Here is a 6,427-nt window from a genome sequence, read left to right as displayed (position 1 = left end):
TCGGCCCCCGGCCGGGCGCCTCGGCCAGCCGGGAGATCTCGGCGGCGACGGCCTCCGGTTCGACGGCGACGGTGACGCGGGCGACGCCGTCCAGGCCCGGGTGGGCGCCGACCCGGACGGAGTGCCGGGCGTTGCGCAGCAGGTCGAGGTCGTTGATGTCGTTGCCGAAGGCGTTGTACGCGTCGATCCCCAGCGAGGTCAGCGCCTCCCACTTGTTCGTGGTGCCCGGGGCGAAGTCGATGATCGCCTCGTCGAGGTGGTGGTTGACGGTCATCCCGAGCGCGCGGCCGGCCTCCGCGAGGGCCGCCGGGTCGGCCGCGTCGACCACCAGGAACTTGACCACGGCGGGGAGTTCGGCGAGCTCCACCCGGCGGGCGAGGCCGCCCTGGTCGACCCGGCCGCGGATCGGGTGGTCGGCCGGTCCGGTGTAGGCGTAGTCCCACGGGCCGTCGGCGAGGTAGCCCGCCCGGAACCGCTCGACCTCGGTCAGCAGCCGGTCGAGGTCACCGGCTTCGAACGCGGCCCGCGCCCGCACCCGGCCGTCGACGGAGACCAGGCTGCCGTTGCCGCCGATCAGCGTGGCGGCGGGAAAGGCCCCGTCGAGGACGGGCAGGAGGTCGCGGACCGGCCGGGCGGAGGCGAAGACCAGCTGGTGCCCGGCCCGCTCGCAGTCCGCCAGCGCGGCGAGGATCCGGCGGTCGATCGTCCGCCCGTCGAAGCAGAGGGTGCCGTCGATGTCGAAGACCGTGGTGCGGGCGCTGGTGGTGATCATCGTGCGATCGTATCCAGGCGGTGCGGTGCACGATCCCGCGGCCCTTCGGGTACGGCCGGGGCGGGAAGTCGGCGGGCCCGACGTCCCACTCCGGCCGCAGCCCTCCGACACGTCCCCGCCGTCCGGGCGGGACGGTCACGCGCGGGCCGGGCCGGTCGCCGGTCGCGCCGCGCGGCGGTGGCGGCGGACGGCGTCGCGGTTGGCGCAGAGCTGGGAGCAGTAGCGCCGGCGGCCGGTCCGCGTGGTGTCGGCGAAGAGGGTGGTGCACTCGGCGACGGCGCACCGGCCGAGCCGGTGCATGCCGCGGCCCACCAGGTGGAAGGCGGTGCCGACGGCGATCAGGGTGGACAGCACGGCGGCGAACGGCTGGTGGTCGTCGCGGTAGTGGAGGTGCCAGCCATCGGCGTGGTCGGTCAGCCGGGGGTGGGCGGCGTCGGCGGCCAGCATCCGGTTGAGCCGTTCGGCCCGTTCGCGCTCGTCGGCCGCGTCGACCACCGACTCCCAGCTGTCCAGCAGGGCCAGGATGCGCGCCAGGTCCGCCGGCAGGACCGGTCCGTCGACCACCAGCCCGGCCGCGCGGCAGCGGTCCACCAGTTCCCCGGCGGTTCCGGGGCGCCGGTTGGCCAGTTCCGCGGCGAGGTGCACGGCGCCTTCGCCGTAAGGGTTGAGATGCATAAGACCATGACACCAGGCTGCTGAGCATGAGTCAGCACACCGACACCGAAAAGCACTCCGGGCCGAGGGCCGTCGGGGACGCCGCCCGCCCGCTCCGGTACCGCTGGGTGGTCCTCGGCGTCGCCACCGTCACCCAGGCCGCCTCCGGCTTCTTCGTCCAGGGCATCGGGGCGATGGCCGTCCCCCTGCAGCAGTCACTGGACGTCAGCACGACCCGGATCGGCCTGCTCCTGTCCGCCTCCCAACTGGTGCCGCTGGTCGGCCTGCTGGTGGCCGGTGCGCTCCTGGACCGGCACAACGAGCGCTGGGTCGTCGGCATCGGTTCCGCCGTGGTCGCCGCGGCCCTGCTCCTCGGCGGCCTGGCGCAGGGGTACGCCTCCCTGCTCGCCGTCCTGCTGGTCGTCGGCGCCGGGTACAGCACCGTGCAGCCCGGCGGCAGCAAGTCGGTGGCCGTCTGGTTCGCCCCGGCGCAGCGGGGACTGGCCATGGGCGTCCGCCAGGCGGGGCTGCCGCTGGGCGGCGCACTCGCCGCCGCCGTCCTGCCGCTGGTGGCCGTGGCGCACGGGTGGCGGGCGGCGCTGGTGGTCGGCGGGCTGGTCGCCCTCGTGGGCGCCGGGCTCTTCACCGCCCTCTACCGGCGGCCGCCGGCCGCCACGGCCGTGCGCCCCGCTCCCGGCACCGCCGCGCCGACGGCCTCCGTCGGCTCCCGGCTGCGGATGCTCCGCGAGCCGGCCATGACGAGGATCCTGTTCTCCGGCCTGAGCCTGGTCTCGGTGCACAGCGGCATCGGCGTGCTCGGCGCGCTGTACCTCCACGACGTGACGGCCCTCGGCCCCGGTCCGAGCGCCGCCGTCCTGGTGGCGGTCCAGGTGGCGGGGGCGGCCGGCCGGATCGCGCTGGCGGCCTGGAGCGACCGCAGCCGTGCCGGGCGGTACCGGCCCGTCCTGGTCTGCCTGGGCGCGGTGGTGGCCGGGTTGACGGTCCTGACGACGCCGGCGGGCCACTCCCCCGTGGTGGCCGCCCTCCTGTTCACCTGGCTGGGCTTCTTCGGCATCGGCTGGTACGGCCCCTGGGTGGCCCACCTGGCGGAGTCGGCCCCACCGGGCCGGACCGGCTTCGCCCTCGGGCTGGTCATGGCCGTCAACCAACTGGCCGTCGTCCTGGTCCCGCCCGCCCTCGGGCTGCTCCGCGACACCACCCACGGCTTCACCGCCGCCTGGGCCGCCCTCGCCGCGGCCACGGCCGCGACCCTCGTGCTGACCGCCCGCGGCGGTGGCGGCGGCGGGCGCGGCACCCCTGCCGCCACGGGCCGCACACCGGCGGGTACCGTACGGCCGTGAGCAACGAGACGCCTCCCGGGTGGTACCCGGTCCCCGGTCCGGACGGCGCCCCCGGCCACGAGCGCTGGTGGGACGGCAACGCCTGGACCAGCGACGTCCGGCCGGTCCAGGGCGGCTACGGCTACCCGGGCCAGGAGGCGCCCCCGGCGCAGCAGGCGTACCCGGCCCACCCCGGCCAGCAGGCCTACCCCGGCCCGCAGGCGTACCCGGGCCCGCAGTCGTTCCCGGCCGCGGGCTACGGCCGGCCCGGCCCTGGCTACCCGCCGATGGCCGCGGCCCCGCTCCCCGCCCCCAGGCGGGCCAAGCCGGGCGTGATCATCGCCGTCGCGGTCGGCGTCCTGGCGGTCGGCGGCAGCATCGCCGGAGTCGCGCTCAGCCACGGCGGCGACCCGGCGGCGGACCCGACCACCGACCCCACCGTTTCCGTCAGCCGCAGCACCGGCCCGACCACGAGCCCCGGCCCCACCCCGAAGCCGGCCACGCCCAAGCCCGCCCCGGTCCTCAGGAGCACCGTCGCGGACCAGCAGCACTCGATCACCCTCCCGGTGTTCGAGGGCTGGGAGGTGACGACGACCGACACCCCGCAGTGGTCGGTCTACCTCGGCAGCGGCCGCTACACCTGCGCGAACGGCAAGGCCTGCATCCGCGGCCGGTTCTCGGTGGAGAAGAACACCATCCAGGGCGACAGCGCGAAGGCCGCCGCCGACGCCGCCATGCCGACCGTCGCCAAGCAGATCTTCAGCGGGATGACCTCGCAGACCGACTACGGCTCGGGCAGCCTCGCCGTCGCCGGCGTGGCCGGCTACGCGACCCGCTGGCACATCACCAACGCCGACGGCACCCAGGGCTACGTCCTGCTGGCCGCCCTCCCCGCGAAGGGCGGGGGCTACGTGGTCTTCGACGGCGGCGTGGACGACGACCCGGCCGCCCCGGACGTCTCGGTGCTGGACCAGATCCTCCTGGGCGTCAAGAAGGACGACGCCCCCACCAGCGGCACCTGACGTCCCGTTCCGGCGGTGTCGCGACCGCCGTCGCCCTCGCGGCCACGGCCGTAGCCGTCCCGCCTCCGGGCACGGGGCCGCGCGGCTACGCCGGCCGGTCGTCCGGGAGCCGCTCCGGGAAGGTGGGCGGCGGGAGCGGGCGCGGGCGTACGGCGGGCCGGTCGCCGCGGCGCAGGACGAAGACCCCCGGGAGGGCGATCAGGCCGGGCCCGGCGAGCAGGCCGGCCAGCCACTGGCGGCCGTCCAGGCCGACGATCACCGAGCCCGCGAGCATTCCGGCGGCGAGCACGAAACCGGCCACCAGCCCGCCGACGTAGAGCTGGTGGGCGCGCTGGTCCGTGCGGTCCTGAGCCGCGATCCGGGCGCGCTCGGTCACCTGCTCCTCCCGCATCCGGGCCGCTTCGAGCACCGAGGCCGACGCCGTCCGCTCGCGTTCCAGCGAAGCCTGGTGGCGTTCCCTGGCACTCTCCCGGGCGTGTTCGCGCCGGAGTTCCAGTTCGAGGTGCTCCAGGGCCACCCGCAGGTGCTCGGGCGGAAGCCGGGCCCACTGGGTGGCGATCTCCAGGGCCGTCGGACGGCGGGTGCGGCTCTCCTCGGGGGTGGTCACCGGTCGTCACCTCGGGGCGTGGGGGCGGTGCGGTCGGGGCTGCGGGCCGCGCCCGGCGGCGGGCCGAGCCGGAGGAAGAGGCGTTCCAGGCCCTCGGTGACGGTCTCGGCGGCCACCGGGGTCAGCGGGTCGTCGGCGAACTCCAGCAGGGGCCGGTGCCCGGCCCCGGTGCCGCTCCCGGCGACCGCCGCGTCGCCGTCCGCCCAGGCGAGGACGCTGCCGGAGACGTCGGACCGGAAGACCGGCCCGCTGCCCACCGGCCCCGCCTCCGAAAGGCCCTCCGAAAGACCCGGCGGCAGGCCCGCGGGGACGGGGAACCCCAGGCCCATGGGTGCGGGCCCGGTCGGCAGCGGGCTCTGGACGCGCCTCCCGGGCCCGTCCGCCCGTGCGCCCGGTCGTGGCGGCGTCGGCAGCGCCAGCGCGGCCAGCACCGCCGCGGCCAGCGCCGGAACGGCCGCCCACCCGCCGATCCCGGTGGCGGCGTACAGGACCAGCGTCCCGGCCCAGACCAGGACGGCCGCGCCGCCGAGCGCCGAACGTCTGCCCCCCACACCGCCCCCCTTCCTCCGATCCGAGCCTACCCATGACGAGGGCCCCCCGGTCGGAGAACTCCGCCGAGGGGCCCGGAAGGTGGCGAGGGGTCAGCTGTGCTGCGGGGCGGGCAGCGTCGCCGAGCCCGCGAGCAGCGGCCACTCCCGGTGGAACGGCGGCAGGGGCAGCTTGCCCTCGATGATCGGGGTGCCGAAGACCTTCAGGTGGGCGAGCAGCGAGCCGTTCAGGTCGACGCCGCCGACCAGCGACCAACTGCCCTGCGCCTGCGGCGGGTTGCCGGAGGAGTCGGCGACCAGAGAGCCCTCCGCCTGGGCGCGCAGATAGGGGGCGACGGTGGTCTCCACACCGACGGTGTCGTACAGGCCGAGGCTGATCTCGGCGCCGAGCGCGGCCCGCACGCCCGCCTTGCCGTTGAGCAGCACGCGCACCGGGGTGACCTTGGTCTCGGCGCTGGTGGCCGGGGTCCAGCCCTTGCCGCCGGTGTAGTCGGCGCGCACCGCCCAGGTGCCGGTGGCGTCCTGCTCCGCCTCCAGGTGGACCTGGCCGTCGGCGCTGACCTCCAGGTAGCAGGTGAGGCCGAGGTTGACGACCACCGGCAGGCCGGCGACGGTCAGCACCGGGCTGGCCTGCAGCTTGGCGAAGGGCACCCGGACGGGGGCCGCGCCGGTGCTGCGGGCGGCGTCGCCGGTGACCTTCCACTGGGCGTGGGCGCCGAGGTCGAAGCCGATCGAGGCGGTGCGCGGGCTGCCGGCCGCCGCGCCGTGGTAGGCGAAGTGGACGGCGGGGTGGAGCTGGAGCGAGCCGGACGCGTCGAGGCTCGCGCCGTCGGGCAGCGGGACGGGGGCCTTGAGGTTCACCTCCAGGGTGCCGGAGGCGTCGGCCTGGACGCCGTTCCCGGTCAGGCCGGCGGTCGCCTTGAGGTCCTTGACCAGCGGGGTCACGGTGATGCCGTGCGGGTCGACGGGGACGTTGCCGTCGGCCTCGGTGCCGCCGAGGAGTTCGGCCAGGGTGGCCGGACGGGTGGTCAGGGCGATGGTGTTGCCCGCGCCGGGCCGGACGCCGGTCACGGCGACCAGCGCGCCCTGCGGGGCGGCGGCGGTGGGCGGGCTGGCGATCAGCTGCCCGGGCTGGACGGCCGCGGCCGCGACTGCGGCAGGCGGGACGGCGCCCGGCGAGGTCGTGGCCGAGGCTGTGGGCGAAGCCGTGGGCGAAGCCGTGGGCGAAGCCGTGGCCGGGGCCGAAGCCGTGGCGGCCGGCCCCGTCGCCGACAGCACGGCCGTGCCGCCCGCCGGGTCGTAGGCCGTCAGCTGGAGGTTCTTCGCCGCCGCCGTGACGGCGCCACCGTCCTTGCCCGGGCTGCCGATCGCGGCCTGGTGGTCCCCGGCGGGTGCGGCGGTGACGGTGGTTCTGCTCGGGGTCGGACGGCCGGCGGCGGGGCTGCCCGCCTTGGCGCGCGGGGTGCCGCCGGCGGGCGGGGCGG

General features: G+C 76.8%; 7 protein-coding genes. 2 read left to right on the top strand and 5 right to left on the bottom strand.

Annotation, left to right across the window (positions count from 1 at the left end):
* On the bottom strand, positions 1-772 hold a 772-nt coding region (locus ACFVGO_RS38275), incomplete at its 3' end, for an HAD family hydrolase (RefSeq protein ID WP_380636809.1).
* Positions 773-907: 135 nt separating this feature from the next.
* Positions 908-1,447: a CGNR zinc finger domain-containing protein gene (locus tag ACFVGO_RS38270; RefSeq protein WP_359913482.1), complete on the bottom strand. Its 540-nt coding sequence runs from the start codon at positions 1,445-1,447 to the stop codon at positions 908-910.
* A 26-nt stretch (positions 1,448-1,473) separates the two neighbouring features.
* Between ACFVGO_RS38270 and ACFVGO_RS38265 the strand changes: the two genes are divergently transcribed.
* Positions 1,474-2,787, top strand: a complete 1,314-nt coding sequence (locus tag ACFVGO_RS38265) for an MFS transporter (RefSeq protein WP_380636807.1) — start codon at positions 1,474-1,476, stop codon at positions 2,785-2,787.
* Positions 2,784-3,788, top strand: a complete 1,005-nt coding sequence (locus ACFVGO_RS38260) for a DUF2510 domain-containing protein (protein WP_359913488.1) — start codon at positions 2,784-2,786, stop codon at positions 3,786-3,788. Before ACFVGO_RS38265 ends, ACFVGO_RS38260 begins: the two co-directional genes overlap by 4 nt.
* 85 nt (positions 3,789-3,873) lie before the next feature.
* Here the strand turns inward: ACFVGO_RS38260 and ACFVGO_RS38255 are convergent, their stop codons facing one another.
* From ACFVGO_RS38255 to ACFVGO_RS38245, 3 genes are all read right to left on the bottom strand, one after another.
* Positions 3,874-4,395, bottom strand: a complete 522-nt coding sequence (locus tag ACFVGO_RS38255) for a hypothetical protein (protein ID WP_380352663.1) — start codon at positions 4,393-4,395, stop codon at positions 3,874-3,876.
* On the bottom strand, positions 4,392-4,946 hold the full coding sequence (locus ACFVGO_RS38250; RefSeq protein WP_380636805.1) for a hypothetical protein: 555 nt from the start codon (positions 4,944-4,946) through the stop codon (positions 4,392-4,394). Before ACFVGO_RS38250 ends, ACFVGO_RS38255 begins: the two co-directional genes overlap by 4 nt.
* A 90-nt stretch (positions 4,947-5,036) precedes the next feature.
* Positions 5,037-6,427: hypothetical protein (locus ACFVGO_RS38245; RefSeq protein WP_380636804.1), on the bottom strand; the 1,391-nt coding region annotated here is incomplete at its 5' end.

The organism is Kitasatospora sp. NPDC057738, from assembly GCF_042798815.1.
Lineage (GTDB): Bacteria > Actinomycetota > Actinomycetes > Streptomycetales > Streptomycetaceae > Kitasatospora > Kitasatospora lactacystinica.
This window is presented reverse-complemented; position numbering and strand designations above follow the sequence as displayed.